The following is a 15,851-nucleotide window of genomic DNA, read 5'->3' as shown; positions in this document are numbered from 1 at the left end:
ATCACCTCAAAATACGATCACACTGTGTGGTTCAAAAGTCCCGACGAATATCGAGCTGTCTGATCACGCAGGCGTCGCAGTATTGCTAACATTTCCTCATCGGGTATCTGACGAATAATATCACCAGTATCCGCTTCATAAATGGTTACTACATCTCTTCCCGACTCTTCATCGACCCGAAAAGATAGGCCAGTGTTTATGGACGAAATGAAATCATTCATTTGCTGTACCATACGTTGCCGCTCTTCCCTGTTAAGCTTTTCACGTTGTTGAGACGCTTCTATTGCTTGTTCAACAGCTTGAGCTGCTTGTTCTCTCACCTCGGCCGTAGAAACCTGTTCTTTACGCGAGGAAACTTGTTGTGCACCACCATACTTTGAAGCAACTTTAGTGCCACTTTCTGAGCCGTAAGGCTGGATGTTCGATGTGTTGGATGGTATTTCCATAACAATCTCCCTTCCACCTTAATAGGTCGGTAACTCAGTTACCTACCAATAAGCTCGTTCGAACCTATCGATTAACCTAATAAGCTAAGAGCTGCTGATGGTGACTGTTTGGCCTGCGCTAGCACAGAAGTACTCGCTTGCTGCAAAATCTGCGACTTAGTCATCTGAGTCGTTTCTTTTGCATAATCAGTATCTCGGATACGGCTACGAGAAGAGTTAACATTCTCGTTAATATTATCCAAGTTACTGATAGCATGACCAAACCGGTTCTGGAATGCACCCAGTTCCGCACGCTGACTATCCACCGTCGTCAAAGCACCGTCTATAATGGAAACGGCCATTTGCGACCCTGCGACAGTAGAGACATCAACATCAGCAACCGTTCTATTTTCTGCCGCTCCAAAACCGATTTCTCCGCCTAAAGCACCACCAATAGTCACATCAGAAGCAACTCGGTTATTGGATGCAAAAAGTTGCAATTTCCCTTCCTCGCCAACAGATGCCTTAATATCTTGGCTTTGACCATTAATGTAGGTGGCGAGCTGCTCAATATCATCGCCCACTTTCGCATTAATGGTTAGCTGCTGCGCATCGCCATATACATCAGTATAGTCCAGTGTTAAATCGGTTGATCCCTGAGATACAGTCCAATCCGTCGCTTGTCCTGCTTGAGCGATATAGGCTTTGCCGCCCATCCCCTCATTATCAGAGCGCATATTGCCCATAGTGAGCATAACAGCCTCACCCGAACCTGCCCCAATCTGGAAAGATTGGCTACCATAAGTACCGTTCAAAAGTTTGTTACCACCGAAAGAAGTCGTCTCGGCAATACGGTTGAGTTCATTGTTAAGTGCAGCCACCTCTTCTTGAATCGCAAGACGTTCCGAACGTGAGTTCGAACCATTTGACGATTGAAGTGATAGGTCCCGCATACGCTGGAGGATGTTGGTGGTCTCATTCATTGCACCTTCTGCGGTTTGTGCAATAGAGATACCATCATTTGCATTTTTCACCGCCATGTCCAAACCACGACTTTGCGATGTTAAACGGTTTGATATTTGAAGTCCTGCTGCATCATCTCGGGAACTGTTAATTTTGTACCCCGACGATAGACGCTCCATGGACCTCTGCATGCCGTCAGACGAACCATTAAGGTATCGCTGAGCAGTCATCGCAGACACATTGGTGTTTACGTTAATTGCCATACTGATCTCCTTAGGCATTAAGGGTGATGCACCTTAGCGTCTCTCACCTCGCTTTGGCACATCTCATTTCTCTCAGTCTTGTTAACGGCTGAGCAAATATATCCTTTAGAGAAAAATTTGAAAAAAAAATTTCAAATCGAGTAAGCAAGCAACAAATTCAATTTAAATCAGTTAATTAACACGCAAAAAAAATCCAGCCTAAGCTGGATTTTTTAGCGTATTTTGAGTTTAGCCAAGAAGGTTTAGCGCAGTATTTGGTGTTTCTTTTGCCTGAGCCAAGATTGAACTGGACGCTTGAGATAGAATCTGCGACTTGGTCAATGCCGTTGTCTCTTTGGCAAAGTCGGTATCTTTAATTCGGCTCTTCGATGCATTCACATTCTCGTTGATATTATCCAAGTTAGTGATTGCATGTGTGAATCGGTTTTGGAAAGCACCGAGTTCCGCACGATGACTATCAACATATTTTAAAGCTGAATCTACAATTGCCACCGATTCCTGAGCGCCGCCCACGGTTGTTACATCAATAGTATCAACCGTCACCGCTTCTCTTGGTCCCATATTCAAGTCGCCCGCTAGAGCACCACTAAAGGTCACGTCACCTTGCACTTTATCTGTACCAGCGAAGATTTGTAGCTTACCCTCGCCGTCCACTGAAGCACTGACTAGCTCTGTTTGACCATTGATGTAGGTAGCCACTTCTTCAATATCATCACCGACTTTTGTGTTGATAGTAATGGTCTGTGCGTTACCCTCATTATCAACAAGGTCCATAGTGATATCATTAGTACCAGCTTCGACAACCCAATCTTTGTCTTTACCGTTTGCAGCGTGGTACATGCCGCCTCCCATGCCAACATTGTCAGAACGCATGTTGTTAAGAGTTAACATGACCGCTTCACCACTGTTCGAACCAATTTGAAAAGCTCTGGTTGAATAAGTACCGTTAAGTAGTCTGTTACCACCAAACGATGTCGTTTCCGCGATACGATTGAGTTCATCATTAAGCGCCGTCACTTCCTCTTGTAGTGCAATTCGCTCAGATTTTGAATTAGAGCCGTTTGCCGCTTGAAGAGATAGGTCACGAATACGTTGCAAAATATTGGTGCTTTCGTTCATTGCACCTTCTGCAGTCTGAGCAATCGAAATACCGTCATTAGCATTACGAACCGCTACATGTAGGCCTCTGCTCTGAGAAGTTAATCTGTTTGAGATTTGGAGACCCGCTGCATCATCTTTTGCACTGTTAATCTTAAAACCTGAAGATAGGCGTTCCATTGAAGTTTGCTGCGCATTGTTTGCGCTGTTTAGGTAACGCTGTGCTGTCATTGCTGCTACGTTGGTGTTTACATTCACTGCCATGGTGATTTCTCCGTTTGATTTTCCTGTATTGCGATTCCCGACGTCTCGGAAAATCAAAGTAGTTCTCTCAAAGTTACTTTTTATAACGGCTCTGGTTGTAAAACCTTGAGCAATTTTTTTCGTTATTTTTGAAAAAAACATGCTGACGAGATGAAATTTGATCAAGGCTTAAAAAATATTAGAAAAACAATTTTTTTACTAAAGCTTTAACAAAGGATGCCGAGAGGGAGACTCCGCTTAACCAAGTAACGTAAGCGCAAGATTTGGTTGTTGTTTCGCTTGGGCAAGAATAGAAGCACTGACCTGTTGTAAGATCTGTTGCTTGACCATCTGGGTTGTTTCTTTTGCATAGTCTGTATCTTTAATGCGGCTATTCGACGCAGCTAGGTTTTCGTTAATGTTGCCTAGATTGCTGATGGCATGACCAAAACGGTTCTGCATTGCTCCAAGCTCAGCTCGGTGACTATCAACATACTGTAAGGCGGTGTCAATGACCGATACCGCTCGCTGAGCACCACCAGCGTCAGAAATATCGAGATTATCAACCGCTTCGTAGCCTACTAGCCCCATTTGTAATTCATTAGCTAAACTACCCGAAAAAGAAATGGTGCCCGATGTTTCTTTGCCTGCCATAAAGAGCTGCAACTGACCATCTTCATTGACCGATGCTGAAACCTTAGTTGTTTGACCGTTAATATAGGTAGCCAGCTCTTCAATATCATCCCCCACTTTCGCTTGAATCTGAATCGACTCCTGCTGCCCAAAAGCATCGGTATAGTCCAGAGTCAAAACGTCAGAATTTTGTTTCACTTGCCAATTTTTGTCCGCTTTGCCAGCGGCAATATAACTAAACCCACCCATGCCTAAAGTATCTGAACGCATATTGTTCAACGATATTTGAACCGCTTCTCCCGAACTGGCACCAATTTGGAAAGCAGAACTCGAAAATGAGCCATTGAGCAATTTTCGACCACCAAAAGAGGTAGTTTCAGCGATTCTATTTAATTCATCATTCAAAGCTGCCATTTCTTCTTGTAATGCCAGCCTTTCCGAGCGGCTATTTGAACCGTTTGCAGATTGTAAAGACAGGTCGCGCATTCGTTGCAAAATGTTAGTGGACTCGTTCATCGCGCCTTCGGCGGTTTGCATGATGGATATTCCATCGTTGGCATTGCGCATCGCAACACTCAAACCTCTCATTTGCGATTCCAGACGATTGGAAATCTGTAAACCAGCCGCGTCATCCTTGGCACTGTTAATACGATAGCCTGAAGATAGTCTCTCCAAAGATTGGTTCAACATATCGGTTGCATTGGTGAGATACCGTTGCGCCGTCATAGCTGAGACATTAGTATTAACAGTGATGGCCATAATGCTTGATTGTATTACTCATGAGGATTAATACTTATATCGGCAATAAAAGATTTTCTTTAGTTTTTTATCGCCTACAAGCCGCCCGCTAAATCCAAGTAGTTGCCGGTAGAAAACGATGATTTTTCACACGCAAGCCAATAAATCGCTTCGGCGACCTCCTCGGGTAAGCCTCCTCGCTGCATTGGGATGTGACTTTTTAGTCTATCGACACGCTCAGGCTCTCCACCATCTGCGTGCATTTGGGTATGAATCAACCCAGGGCGAACACAATTCACTCTTATCCCCTCTTTTGCCACTTCAAGGGACAAACCTTTGGTTAAGGTATCAATTGCGCCTTTCGACGCAGCATAATCGATGTATTCATTTGGAGAACCGGTTCGAGATGCTGTGGAAGAAACATTAACGATAACGCCACCTGTCCCTCCATTAAGGGTCGACATTCTCTTAACGGCCTCTTTACAACATAAAAAATAACTCGTTACATTGTTGGTCAAAATGGTGTTTATTCGTTCAGCGTTCATTTCATCCAAACGCATCTGCTTTTGCAAAACTCCTGCGTTATTAACAAGAACAGCCAATGAACCGAGTTCTTTATCGACTACCTTAAACAAACGGCAAACATCTACCTCTTGAGAAACATCTGCTTGCACAGCAATGCAACGTCCACCACTTAAGTTAATCTCATTGGCAAGGGCAGTCGCCGCGTTAGAGTTAGACTTGTAATTAATGCAAACGGCATAACCATGATAAGAAAAAAGCTTCGCAGTTGCCGCGCCGATACCACGGCCGCCACCAGTCACAATCACCACTTTAGAATTGTCCATAAACCTGCACTTCCAATCATGAAATATAAGGTTAAACATTATAAATAACATAACGTTAAATAACCTCTTCTATAAGAGTGAAGTGATATCACCCGCACAAAATAATAACAAGCCGAACACTAAGGTTCGGCTTGATTGAATTGAACGTGGTTTTACATTGACTTTATCTTCAATGTTTGCAGCATTGTGTCAGACGGTGCGAAGAAATAGGCGCCTGTCACGGCCTGTGAAAAACGCAGCAGTTGATCATACTTACCGTCGGTTACGCCGTACATGCTTTCTAACATAGCTTTAAAGTTATGTAATGTATGACAATAAGCAATAAATAGCAGTCCGTGGTCTCCGGATATCGTGCCATAAGGTAAGCTGTGGCGGACAATCTTAAGCCCTTTCCCCTCTTCTTTAATATCAACTCGTCCTACGTGAGAGGCTGCGGGTACATTATCTAATTCGATAGAGTCAGTCTTGGTACGCCCGATGACTTTTTCTTGAGCAGAAACGTTAAGTCGATTCCATGCAGGTAAGTTGTGCGCAAAACGCTGCACCATAACATAGCTCCCCCCCACAAAGTGGCCTTCGGGAACAATAGCCACTTCATGACGCTGTTTACCATGTGGGTTTTCGGTACCATCGATAAACCCTGTCATATCACGGGCATCTAAATAGCGGTAGCCATAAGTCTCATCCACGACTGAAACATACTCAGCAATTTTCTCAAATAATTTGCACAGCAGATGGACATGTAGGTCGTGGCGTGTTGAGTGGCAATGTATTAACACATCAACATCCGTGCTGGGTGCCAACATATCCCCTTCACCTAGCTGACAGAAATCGACTAATTCATCTGGAATAGGGCCATTAAGCTGACGCCAAAAAGATCGGGTAAAAGCAATCGAAAGCATTAAATCTGCGCCAGTTTGTTGGCTATTAAGTTCTTCAACCAAAGCAGGCAGTGATTGTAGCTGCTTTAAAACTTCTGCTTGATTTTGCTTCACTTTCAACAAAGTGTACTGAGCGAAAGGACTCGCTTCAGGAAGAATGGCACTTTGAGGGTTCGGCATGGTTATTTCCTCACATCTAAAAAATGACTCAGTGTATTGCGGTTATTGCAATTATATTCTTTTAACTGTTTGTAGGCTTGTTGGCCAAACAATCTCTCACATGACGACTCTTGTAGGTATAAAGCATAAACCATAACAAGATGATAAGGGTGACGGCGTTAGACCATCGAAAGGCGCCGTGTTCAAGATAAACGTGGTAAATAGTTTGAGTAAATTGTCCCGCGGCTATGGCTAAGGTCAATAATCTAGTAATACCAATGGCTTTATTTAACCAAGGCCTATCCGGACTTCGCAAACCAATGGCCCACATTAACATCAAACTGGGCAACCCCATAAAAAGATCAAAATAAAATAGCTGGTGGTCCGGATAAAGAATATCAAGAATTTGGGCACCGTTTTCCCTACTTGCTCCCGCTAGAATGAAGATCACCCAAGCTTTAGCGAGAAACAACCAACCAAGCCATAGCCATAACGGCGCCTTGAGAAAACCATGTTTGTCATATTGCTCTAAACTGTATCGCACGATAATTTCATAACTATTAATACTTCCACCACTTTAAACTATTCACCCTATATTGCTATCTCTTGATGAAACTAAACCGTGTTAGAATACTACCACCAAGATTGACTCATACTAAAACAGATGAAAAAAGCAGCGCCTCCCTCAATTGAAACTCAACAAGAAGCATTGAGAATTGCAAAAGCCACACAAAAGCCCGGCCAGACAAAAGAACAAACCAAACTGATCGCTCAAGGCATAGAAAAAGGCATTGCACAATATAAAAAGCAGCACAAAGAAAAGGCTCGTCAAGCCGATAAAGCGAAAAAGAAAGCCCAAAAAAGTAAACTGGCTCAAATCGATGCCGAGCAGCAACCTCATATTGGGAATAGTCACTCATCGGATGGCAGCTCAAAGTCTGCTCTTATCCCGTGGATATTGCTGATTTTAAGCTGGATCGGATTTATCCTCTATATTACCCAGTAGTGAATCGAAAAGGGCAATGAAATCATCGCCCTTTTGCGCATCAAACATTAAAACCCAAACTTGTTTCGATATCCGACTGCCTCTCAACTACCCATTTATAATCAAAAGGCCCCCAATTCGACAGTTGATAGTAACCATCATTATGACGACGCCCATCTTGGACAAATTTCAACTCGATACCAATTTTAGGTAGGGCCTTGATGACATCTTGAATCGTTCGGCGTGGCCACCCTGTATTCTCAATCAATTTGGGAACATTAGGCCTATCAAGATGTTGCACCAATAATGCCAAATATAAACGCCTTGCAAAAACAGAACTCAACTCCATTGATACCTCCTAGCGAATAAATCAAGTCATTATTTATGTTTTTCAGCCTTATGCGTTGCGTTTGATCAATAACTCCTACTTCATCAAAGATTGAAGGCATGTTTTGCGTAAACAAAATAGTTTGCTCACACTTTTGTCTATACGAACACTTCCTGCTAGGATGCCCAAAACGTCAATGAAGTTTATTTAAAGGTTGAGTTATGACAATCACCATGTATGGAATTCCCAATTGTGACACGATTAAAAAAGCTAGGAAGTGGCTCGAAGCTGCAGAAATAGAATTCCAGTTCCACGACTATCGCAAACAAGGTGTTAGTACGGATATGATTGCGACATTTTGTCAGAAACTCGGTTGGGAAAACGTCGTCAATAAACGTGGCACAACCTACCGCCAGTTAAGCCAAGAACAAAAAGATAACCTTAATGAAGAAACAGCAATTGAGCTGTTAAATGAACACCCCGCCATGATTAAACGCCCAATCCTAGTCAAGGACAGGGATTACTATCTTGGTTTTAAAGCCGAACAATACTCCGCCATTTTCTCTGCTGTATAAGGAATTAGAGGATGACTGACACACCTACTTTGGCACTTGCAAAAGATTTAATTAGTCGCCAGTCGGTAACCCCTGCAGACGCAGGTTGTCAAAATGTGATGATAGAGCGCCTAAAAGCACTAGGATTTGAAATTGAAGTTATGGTCTTTGAAGATACCACTAACTTCTGGGCACGTCGTGGGACAGAAGCGCCACTCTTCGCCTTTGCTGGGCATACAGATGTTGTCCCAGCAGGTAATTTAGAACTCTGGGATACTCCCCCTTTTGAACCTACCATTAAAGATGGGTTCCTTCATGGTCGGGGAGCGGCAGATATGAAAGGCTCACTCGCCTCTATGATTGTCGCTGTTGAACAATTCATCGCCCAGCACCCAAACCATAAAGGTTCGATTGGCTTTCTCATCACTTCTGATGAAGAAGGCCCATTTATCAATGGGACAGTCCGAGTTGTGGAAGCCTTGATGGAACGTGGTGAAAACATTGACATGTGTATTGTTGGAGAGCCCTCAAGTACGGAAATCGTTGGTGATGTAGTTAAAAATGGTCGCAGAGGCTCGATTACGGGTGACTTAACTGTGAAAGGTATCCAAGGGCATGTAGCATATCCCCATCTTGCTAAAAACCCTGTTCATCAATCCCTCCTTGCCCTAAATGAACTGGCTTCAACTGAGTGGGATCAGGGAAATGAGTATTTTCCACCGACAAGCTTTCAGATCCCAAACATCCAAGCAGGAACTGGCGCATCGAATGTCATCCCAGGAGAGCTCAAGGTTCAGTTTAACCTGCGCTTTAGCACCGAACTTAATAACGACATGATAGTAAAACGCGTCACTAAAACACTGGATAAGCACCATTTAGACTACCAACTTGATTGGACATTCAATGGCGACCCATTCTTAACCGACACGGGTGACTTACTTGACGCTGTTGTGAACGCCGTCGGCAATGTGAATCAAACCAATCCTGAACTGCTTACTACAGGTGGCACCTCAGACGGTCGTTTTATTGCTCGCATGGGAGGACAAGTTGTTGAACTGGGCCCTGTTAACGCAACGATTCACAAAGTGAACGAATGCGTCAAAATCGATGATCTTGAAAAATTGACTCAGATGTACCAAAAAACTCTGGAGAACCTATTGGCATGACAATGACGCCTGAACAGCTGGTTGGTAAAGTGACAACTCATCTCATCGATACCACTGTCGGAGAGCAATCTTTACTGGTACATATTATGGTCGAGTCTGACCTAAGTGCGTTGCGAGACGCAGCTGTTCAGGCAGGATTTGATTTCCATATTGCCAGTGGATTTCGCGATTTTGAAAGGCAAAAATCTATCTGGAATCGCAAGATGTCAGGTCAACTCCCAACCCTAGACCACAATAGTCAGGCGATTGATATAGACACACTGTCCGAACGCGAAAAAATTTACGCTATCTTACGTTGGTCCGCACTACCGGGAGCCAGCAGACATCATTGGGGTACAGACTTCGATGTATTTGATAAAGCGAGCTTACCCCAAGGTTCGCAATTACAGTTAGAACCTTGGGAGTACCTCACCGGACATCAATCGGACTTTTATCAGTGGCTAAAGAGCAATCTAACTCAGTTTGGTTTTTTCTTTCCTTACGAGCAAGATAAAGGGGGAGTGGCAGCGGAGCCTTGGCATATCAGTCACACCGCAACGTCGACTCAATGTTTATCTCGGTTTGATAAGAACATCTTAAGTAACCAACTGTCAAACTGCGAACTCATTGGTGAACAGATGGTACTCACTGAATTGGATACCATCTACAATCAGTTTATTGTTAACATCAGCACTGAGACAAACTAATGGATTTACTCACCAATCCTTGGGTTATCATTATCATCGTATTAAGCGTCGTAATTGGAAACATCGCTGCACTTAAATACACAGCTAAAATGAAATTTGGCCAAATGGAAAAAAAGGAACCGTCAGAAGAAGACTCTAAAAAGCCCGCTGAAAATAACGAACAGGACCCGCATCAATAGCGGGTTCTTTCACTTAATATGATCCCACGAAATATTGGACACAATGCGGCACTCATCGCATTTGAAATGGAAAATGTCGAGCTCAGGCTCCGGCAATAGCCACTCTCCTCCACATTTGGGGCATTGGCGCTGCCTCTCACTTTCTAAGCTTTCTCCCCCTACACGATATTGATAATAATATGTTGGTATCTTAGTGATGAATTCAATGCGGCCTCGTAAGTCCCATCCGCGTTTAAAAAGAAGACTACTCACATCACATATTTCATGCAATGCAGCATGCTCAGCTCTGCAAGCGCCAGCCATTTGAATTTCGTCGCAAGCCTGCCACTCAGTCTGCCACTTTATGACAGCTTTATGATCGCCATTGAGTGTGGCAGGATTTCGATAAAGAGGTATAGGCAGTAAAGTATCACCACTTCGAAGAGGAGAACAGGTATGGACATAGGTCGTATATAATACTTGCCAACTTGGTGGTTCATTTTCGGCCACCTGTTCTGAGTTAAGGTCACGACCAAGAAGACGAACTTTAGGCGCAAGTAGGCTCGCTTGAGACAATCGCTCCAAACAGACTTTCACAAAATCAGAGTGATAGCTTGGGTGCAAACTGTCTTGCTCTGGGCATACCACACGAACAAAAAATTCACCGTCACCCATAACAATCGGAAATTCCCGCCCAAGAACCTGACCATTGTAGCGCAGCGCGTCCATCAAACCATTAATTGCCTTATCAACGGCGGTAACTGTGGTGTTATCAAAACACTCGAATTGAAGTTCGATGACATACATAGTTACACCACTGGGCTAAGTTGTGCGAGAAATTCTGTAAGATCTTGAGCTAAAACATCACGTTGCTCAGTACCCAGCCGCTCAAGAATAACATTACCCGAGAGATTGCAGATAGATATCACATCAAGCTCAGCATCCGTTGTGGCAATAAAGACGGTAGGCTTTAGCTTTAAACGTCGCTGAGTCACCAAATGACCTAAGATATTTTCTTGCAGGCGAATGAAATCTTCATCATTCCATACTTGAAGCAAAGTGAGTTCATTACCATTCCATGTTGCGTCCATGTCAGCACTATACTGGCTGCCATAAAATGCCTTTATATCTTCATGAAGCGTGAGTTCAATCCCACGCTCAAGATCAGAAAAATCGGCATTCTTCTCACGCGAGCATGCTTGCCATTCCACTGCGTCATCTTTCTCGATTTGCGCACAAGGTGAGGGGAAGCCCGACAACTGATAGCTAGTCGGTGGATGCCCATGGTGTTCGATGTACGCCTTACGGTATATTTGGGTAAATGACGATAATGCAACAAGGGCTTGTTGGGCCATGAAATTCTCCGCTAAAGTAGTCGCTATTAAAAACAGCACTGCCTAAAATTCTGCCCATTCTAATCGAAATTAAAGCCAAAGTATGGGTAAATATTCAAACCTCCAAGCACCGACATAACCAGCGAGCTCAAGGTTGAATGCTATGCATATGGTGGTTTTGTTTTCAAACAACGACAATATCACGCTTTACCAAGTGAAAAATGCAGGCCACCAACAGTGGGTAGAGGGTGTGATTGCTGGTATCATCCAATCCTGATGACAATGGTAACTCGATATATACTATGAGCACACAGTTTAGGACCACAATGATTTTATGGAGATTTTGCGCTTGAGTCGACTGCTGACACTGTTTATTTGGCTGTTACCCGCGATGGTATCCGCTTCTACTGTTTATTCATCAGCCATGCTCAATGAAGCTGACTCTTTGGTTAATATAGTCCCCAAACAGTCGAAAATATTAGCCTCAAATTACCTGACTCAGAGAAGATTGATGGCCCAATCAGAAAAAGGGCCTTCAACCATATCTCGTGATGACTCAGATACGCGCTTTCGAACTCCCGGTAGTTCTATCGATGCACTTAAAATACTGGCGCGAGCGGAATTTAATCTCGGTAATCCAGCAGAAGCTCAGCGGTATATTCAACAAGCCACAGCTCTAACAGATGAATACAATTTACCTTACCTGCGCTTAGACATACGCCTGCTTGAAATACGTCTTAATTGGAGAATTGAAGGCAGCACTGCGTCAATTGAAACAAAACTCAATGAGCTCGAACAAGAGCTGAATTCGATAAAAAACCCTGAACAGCTTGCCAAAGGGCTCAGTTATCAACTTTTAATGCTAAAGGCCGACATCGCTTCAAGTCAAGATCAGGTCAAAATAGCAGAAACCTTGTATAAACAAGCGATTCCTTTCATTGAACAATCCAAAAACAAGCAAACCATTACCGCCTACCATATTTCACTCGGCAAACACTTTCTTGACCACAAAATATACAACAAAGCCTTATCGGAGCTCCTAACCAGCTACTGGAGTGCCATTGAAAACTCTTCGGGTTTACAGTTGGCAGAAGCCAATAGATTAATCGGCCAACTTTTTTACGAACGTAGAGTGTTTGATAAGGCCGCCGAGCACTTATCTCAAGCCGCAGACTTTTATGACAATTACGAAAGCTCTCCTCTTCTGCCGCCGATACTCAAACGCATGGGGGATATCTATTATCTCCAGGGAAAATACAATCTTGCATTGGTTCACTATTTCAATGCCATTGACCACGAACGAGTACAAAACAATATTGAAAATATCGTCGACATTCGTCTTGCTCTCGCATCAACTTACTTGCAACTCGTTAACTTCCCACTCGCTAAACAATATTTAACACGTGCACAAGAGCTGTTGAAGTACATCGACATTCCTACATTACAAGCAAAATCTCTTCTGCTTGAAGCGGGACTAGCAACGCATCAAGGCAAACCTGAAGATGTGGTAGAAAAAGCCAATCAAGCATTGAACATTGCACTAGAACTTAAGGACTTAAGTTTAGAGAAAACGGCCTATCAACTGCTTAACCAAGGCAACGAGCTGCTTGGCAACTACAAGCAAGCTCTGCGCAACCTCCAGCAATATAATGCACTGGCCGCAATTGAGCAGCAAGAACTCAACCTCATTAATGAAGATGATTTTAGACAACAGAAGGACGTGGTTGAACAAACACTGCATCTAGTGGGCCAAAAGGAACAACTTAAAAAAACTGAAAATGAGTATCATAAATTTCAAAAGATCTCCCTAACCTTATTCGTCACTTGTGCATTGCTTTTTGTTTTCTTACTCCGCCGCGGACATATTATCCGCATTCAGAAAGAGGAGATCGATGAGCTCAATGGCGAGCTTTACGCTCATTCACGTTCAGGCCTGAAAAACCTTCGAATGCTAAATGTAAAGTTACCAGCGTCCTTGGAAGCAAGTAGCCATAATTTTGAGAAATGGCATGCAGGTGATCTAATTCATGAGCCACTCAGTGACAGATTACATTTTGTGATGATCGACTTGCCGTTTCTGCGCAATTTATCTCTTCAACACGGTTACACTGAAGGATTAAAAATTGAAAAATCTTTTGGGCTATTTCTCAAACAAAAAATCGAACACCCGGCTCGCGTATACCATTTCTCAGATGCGAATTTACTCTATATTGAACCGGATAATGGTCACACCACAAAACCTGAACAAGTGTTTGAAAAAATCCAAACATGGGTGAATGAATTTACTCAAAAATATGGCCTTAGCAATATCATCAGAATTGGAATGGCAGACTACCCATTTTTGCCTCGCGCATACACAGCAATCAATGACAAAGAGCTGCTCGATATTCTTCTCATGTCGACAAATGCAGCGCGAACTTTGAGTATGGAAGAAAATACTAGCCAATGGGTGTATTTAAAAGCGATAAAAAATGCACCAGCGGCTAGTTTAGCAACAGGAAACATCCGAAAAGCTTGTAAACATTCGATTAACCAAGGGCTTATCAAAGTTCATTCATCGTATCCCAATGAAGAAAACATCAAAAAACTACTCAAAGGTTGAGAAGCATTACACCCTAATTTAGGCACGCACCTTGTGTGCCTGACAAAAAATAATCTGGCCACTTAACACGTAAACAGAAGAATCTGTATTGCTAGCCAAAGCCATCTACTGCTAGATGTATGTTCGTATTTACAATGAATTCAATCAAATCGGCAGACTTGGAGTCCTTCCCTATCGAGCAAAAAACACTTTAACCTTTCTATCACTAATGCTATTGGTGTATATATATCAATCAGTTAGCCTTTATTTATTGTCAAAGCGTGCTAAGCTTAGAAAAGTCTCTTGAATTTTACCTACTAGATTAAAACCGTTTTCATCACGAGACATACCCACAACATGATGTATTGCAGGGAAAATTATCTCTCATCAAGGAGGTCGCTATGATCACTCATATCAGTCCCGCAGGTAGTATGGATTTGCTTTCTCAACTAGAAGTTGAGCGTCTTAAAAAAACTGCCGCTAGTGATTTGTATCAGCTATACCGAAACTGTACTCTCGCGGTACTGAACTCTGGTAGCCACACAGATAACTCAAAAGAATTACTCGACAAATACAAGTCATTTGATGTCAATGTTGTTCGTCGTGAACGCGGTATCAAACTTGAACTCAGCAATGCTCCAGAGCATGCATTTGTTGATGGCAACATCATAAAAGGAATACAAGAACATCTATTCTCAGTGTTGCGTGATATTGTTTATGTCAATATGCATTTAGCTGACAATCAGCGCCTTAACCTAACCAATGCGAGTCACATCACTAACCTCGTTTTTGGTATATTGCGCAATGCAGGCGCCCTCACCCCCGGTATAGAGCCAAACCTTGTCGTATGCTGGGGCGGCCACTCAATTAATGCGACAGAATATCAATACACCCGTGAAGTTGGCCATGAACTAGGACTCAGAGAGCTCAACATTTGTACTGGCTGTGGGCCAGGAGCAATGGAAGGGCCAATGAAAGGAGCGGCTATTGGTCATGCTAAGCAGCGTTATTACGATCAACGCTATCTGGGTCTAACCGAGCCTTCAATCATTGCGGCTGAGCCACCCAATCCAATAGTGAACGAACTGGTTATTATGCCTGATATTGAAAAGAGGCTCGAAGCCTTCGTCCGAATGGGACACGGTATCGTCATTTTTCCAGGTGGAGCAGGAACGGCAGAAGAACTTCTCTACATACTGGGTATCATGATGCACCCAGATAACTCAGAACAACCTCTTCCAATCGTACTGACTGGGCCAAAAGAAAGTGAGGACTACTTCCGCTCAATCGACAAGTTCATTGGGGAAACACTTGGAAAAGATGCCCAGCGCCACTACCAAATTGTGGTTGATAACCCTGAGAAAGTGGCGAAGATAATGAAAAGTGCAATGGCCGATGTTCGTCAGTACCGTAAAGATACCGGTGATGCGTACAGCTTTAACTGGTCACTCAAAATAGAGCCTGAGTTTCAGCTACCTTTCGAGCCCACACACGACAATATGGCGAGCTTAGATCTGCACTTAAATCAGCGTCCCGAAAACCTTGCAGCAGCACTACGGCAAGCTTTTTCTGGAATCGTTGCGGGTAACGTTAAAGCAGAAGGGATTCGAGAAATAGAACGCTTTGGCCCATTTGCGCTAGATGGTGATGCCGCTTTAATGAAAAAAATGGATAAGCTACTCAGGGATTTTGTTGAACAAGATCGCATGAAACTTCCTGGTGGTAGTGCCTATGAGCCATGCTATAAGATAAAAACTCAAGACTAATAGCGTAACAATATGTACTGGGTCTGCTTATTTAAAACACGG

The 15,851-nt window shown here is 43.3% G+C and carries 17 protein-coding genes; 7 read left to right on the top strand and 10 right to left on the bottom strand.

Features of this window, described 5'->3' with window-relative positions; all coding sequences use genetic code 11:
- Positions 1-17: 17 nt before the first annotated feature.
- The 7 genes from flaG to QQK21_RS05840 form a co-directional block, all read right to left on the bottom strand.
- A complete protein-coding gene (gene flaG / locus QQK21_RS05870) occupies positions 18-446 on the bottom strand; it encodes a flagellar protein FlaG (protein WP_284191262.1) in 429 nt (142 codons plus the stop codon).
- A 71-nt stretch (positions 447-517) separates the two neighbouring features.
- The gene (locus tag QQK21_RS05865; protein WP_284191261.1) at positions 518-1,651 is read right to left on the bottom strand and encodes a flagellin; all 1,134 of its coding nucleotides are present in this window, start codon (positions 1,649-1,651) and stop codon (positions 518-520) included.
- 228 nt (positions 1,652-1,879) lie between these two features.
- Positions 1,880-3,013, bottom strand: a complete 1,134-nt coding sequence (locus tag QQK21_RS05860) for a flagellin (RefSeq protein ID WP_284191260.1) — start codon at positions 3,011-3,013, stop codon at positions 1,880-1,882.
- Positions 3,014-3,250: 237 nt separating this feature from the next.
- Positions 3,251-4,384 carry a flagellin gene (locus tag QQK21_RS05855; protein WP_284191259.1) on the bottom strand — a complete coding sequence of 378 codons (1,134 nt, stop codon included), beginning with the start codon at positions 4,382-4,384 and terminating at the stop codon, positions 3,251-3,253.
- Positions 4,385-4,458: 74 nt separating this feature from the next.
- On the bottom strand, positions 4,459-5,211 hold the full coding sequence (locus QQK21_RS05850) for an SDR family oxidoreductase (protein WP_284191258.1): 753 nt from the start codon (positions 5,209-5,211) through the stop codon (positions 4,459-4,461).
- Positions 5,212-5,363: 152 nt separating this feature from the next.
- Positions 5,364-6,272: a Dyp-type peroxidase gene (locus QQK21_RS05845; RefSeq protein WP_284191257.1), complete on the bottom strand. Its 909-nt coding sequence runs from the start codon at positions 6,270-6,272 to the stop codon at positions 5,364-5,366.
- Positions 6,273-6,333: 61 nt separating this feature from the next.
- Complete coding sequence (locus QQK21_RS05840) at positions 6,334-6,798, bottom strand: DUF2919 domain-containing protein (RefSeq protein WP_284191357.1); 465 nt, start codon at positions 6,796-6,798, stop codon at positions 6,334-6,336.
- A gap of 117 nt (positions 6,799-6,915) precedes the next feature.
- On the opposite strand from QQK21_RS05840, the gene QQK21_RS05835 reads away from it, so the two are divergent.
- Positions 6,916-7,257, top strand: coding sequence for a DUF2956 domain-containing protein (locus tag QQK21_RS05835; RefSeq protein ID WP_284191256.1), 342 nt, complete (start codon positions 6,916-6,918; stop codon positions 7,255-7,257).
- A gap of 40 nt (positions 7,258-7,297) precedes the next feature.
- On the opposite strand, the gene QQK21_RS05830 is transcribed toward QQK21_RS05835, so the two are convergent.
- Positions 7,298-7,585, bottom strand: a complete 288-nt coding sequence (locus QQK21_RS05830; protein ID WP_284191255.1) for a winged helix-turn-helix domain-containing protein — start codon at positions 7,583-7,585, stop codon at positions 7,298-7,300.
- A 200-nt stretch (positions 7,586-7,785) separates the two neighbouring features.
- Between QQK21_RS05830 and QQK21_RS05825 the strand changes: the two genes are divergently transcribed.
- From QQK21_RS05825 to QQK21_RS05810, 4 genes are read left to right on the top strand one after another with little or no spacing between them, the layout of a single operon-like run.
- Positions 7,786-8,139, top strand: coding sequence for an ArsC family reductase (locus QQK21_RS05825; RefSeq protein ID WP_284191254.1), 354 nt, complete (start codon positions 7,786-7,788; stop codon positions 8,137-8,139).
- An 11-nt stretch (positions 8,140-8,150) separates the two neighbouring features.
- The gene (dapE, locus tag QQK21_RS05820; RefSeq protein ID WP_284191253.1) at positions 8,151-9,284 is read left to right on the top strand and encodes a succinyl-diaminopimelate desuccinylase; all 1,134 of its coding nucleotides are present in this window, start codon (positions 8,151-8,153) and stop codon (positions 9,282-9,284) included.
- Positions 9,285-9,286: 2 nt separating this feature from the next.
- Complete coding sequence (locus QQK21_RS05815) at positions 9,287-9,970, top strand: M15 family metallopeptidase (protein WP_284191252.1); 684 nt, start codon at positions 9,287-9,289, stop codon at positions 9,968-9,970.
- A complete protein-coding gene (locus tag QQK21_RS05810) occupies positions 9,970-10,149 on the top strand; it encodes a DUF2897 family protein (protein WP_284191251.1) in 180 nt (59 codons plus the stop codon). Before QQK21_RS05815 ends, QQK21_RS05810 begins: the two co-directional genes overlap by 1 nt.
- Positions 10,150-10,158: 9 nt before the next feature.
- Here QQK21_RS05810 and QQK21_RS05805 read toward each other — a convergent pair whose 3' ends face one another.
- Together QQK21_RS05805 and syd are read right to left on the bottom strand one after the other, a co-directional pair.
- Positions 10,159-10,935 carry a Zn-ribbon-containing protein gene (locus QQK21_RS05805; protein WP_284191250.1) on the bottom strand — a complete coding sequence of 259 codons (777 nt, stop codon included), beginning with the start codon at positions 10,933-10,935 and terminating at the stop codon, positions 10,159-10,161.
- Between the two features lie 2 nt (positions 10,936-10,937).
- The gene (gene syd, locus QQK21_RS05800) at positions 10,938-11,483 is read right to left on the bottom strand and encodes a SecY-interacting protein (protein ID WP_284191249.1); all 546 of its coding nucleotides are present in this window, start codon (positions 11,481-11,483) and stop codon (positions 10,938-10,940) included.
- A gap of 313 nt (positions 11,484-11,796) precedes the next feature.
- On the opposite strand from syd, the gene QQK21_RS05795 reads away from it, so the two are divergent.
- Both QQK21_RS05795 and ppnN read left to right on the top strand, forming a co-directional pair.
- Positions 11,797-14,064, top strand: coding sequence for a tetratricopeptide repeat protein (locus QQK21_RS05795; RefSeq protein WP_284191248.1), 2,268 nt, complete (start codon positions 11,797-11,799; stop codon positions 14,062-14,064).
- Positions 14,065-14,444: 380 nt separating this feature from the next.
- Positions 14,445-15,809 (top strand): nucleotide 5'-monophosphate nucleosidase PpnN, encoded by a 1,365-nt coding sequence (gene ppnN / locus QQK21_RS05790; RefSeq protein ID WP_284191247.1) that lies wholly within the window; start codon positions 14,445-14,447, stop codon positions 15,807-15,809.
- Positions 15,810-15,851: the final 42 nt, after the last annotated feature.

This window comes from Vibrio zhanjiangensis, assembly GCF_030161235.1.
Taxonomy (GTDB): Bacteria; Pseudomonadota; Gammaproteobacteria; order Enterobacterales; family Vibrionaceae; genus Vibrio; species Vibrio zhanjiangensis.
This window is presented reverse-complemented; position numbering and strand designations above follow the sequence as displayed.

Excerpts from the sequence above, each read along its gene's own strand:
- flaG (WP_284191262.1), bottom strand. The coding sequence starts at position 446 with ATGGAAATACCATCCAACACATCGAACATCCAGCCTTACGGCTCAGAA.
- QQK21_RS05865 (WP_284191261.1), bottom strand. The coding sequence starts at position 1,651 with ATGGCAATTAACGTAAACACCAATGTGTCTGCGATGACTGCTCAGCGA.
- QQK21_RS05860 (WP_284191260.1), bottom strand. The coding sequence starts at position 3,013 with ATGGCAGTGAATGTAAACACCAACGTAGCAGCAATGACAGCACAGCGT.
- QQK21_RS05855 (WP_284191259.1), bottom strand. The coding sequence starts at position 4,384 with ATGGCCATCACTGTTAATACTAATGTCTCAGCTATGACGGCGCAACGG.
- QQK21_RS05850 (WP_284191258.1), bottom strand. The coding sequence starts at position 5,211 with ATGGACAATTCTAAAGTGGTGATTGTGACTGGTGGCGGCCGTGGTATC.
- QQK21_RS05845 (WP_284191257.1), bottom strand. The coding sequence starts at position 6,272 with ATGCCGAACCCTCAAAGTGCCATTCTTCCTGAAGCGAGTCCTTTCGCT.
- QQK21_RS05835 (WP_284191256.1), top strand. The coding sequence starts at position 6,916 with ATGAAAAAAGCAGCGCCTCCCTCAATTGAAACTCAACAAGAAGCATTG.
- QQK21_RS05830 (WP_284191255.1), bottom strand. The coding sequence starts at position 7,585 with ATGGAGTTGAGTTCTGTTTTTGCAAGGCGTTTATATTTGGCATTATTG.
- QQK21_RS05825 (WP_284191254.1), top strand. The coding sequence starts at position 7,786 with ATGACAATCACCATGTATGGAATTCCCAATTGTGACACGATTAAAAAA.
- dapE (WP_284191253.1), top strand. The coding sequence starts at position 8,151 with ATGACTGACACACCTACTTTGGCACTTGCAAAAGATTTAATTAGTCGC.
- QQK21_RS05815 (WP_284191252.1), top strand. The coding sequence starts at position 9,287 with ATGACGCCTGAACAGCTGGTTGGTAAAGTGACAACTCATCTCATCGAT.
- QQK21_RS05810 (WP_284191251.1), top strand. The coding sequence starts at position 9,970 with ATGGATTTACTCACCAATCCTTGGGTTATCATTATCATCGTATTAAGC.
- QQK21_RS05805 (WP_284191250.1), bottom strand. The coding sequence starts at position 10,935 with ATGTATGTCATCGAACTTCAATTCGAGTGTTTTGATAACACCACAGTT.
- syd (WP_284191249.1), bottom strand. The coding sequence starts at position 11,483 with ATGGCCCAACAAGCCCTTGTTGCATTATCGTCATTTACCCAAATATAC.
- QQK21_RS05795 (WP_284191248.1), top strand. The coding sequence starts at position 11,797 with ATGGAGATTTTGCGCTTGAGTCGACTGCTGACACTGTTTATTTGGCTG.
- ppnN (WP_284191247.1), top strand. The coding sequence starts at position 14,445 with ATGATCACTCATATCAGTCCCGCAGGTAGTATGGATTTGCTTTCTCAA.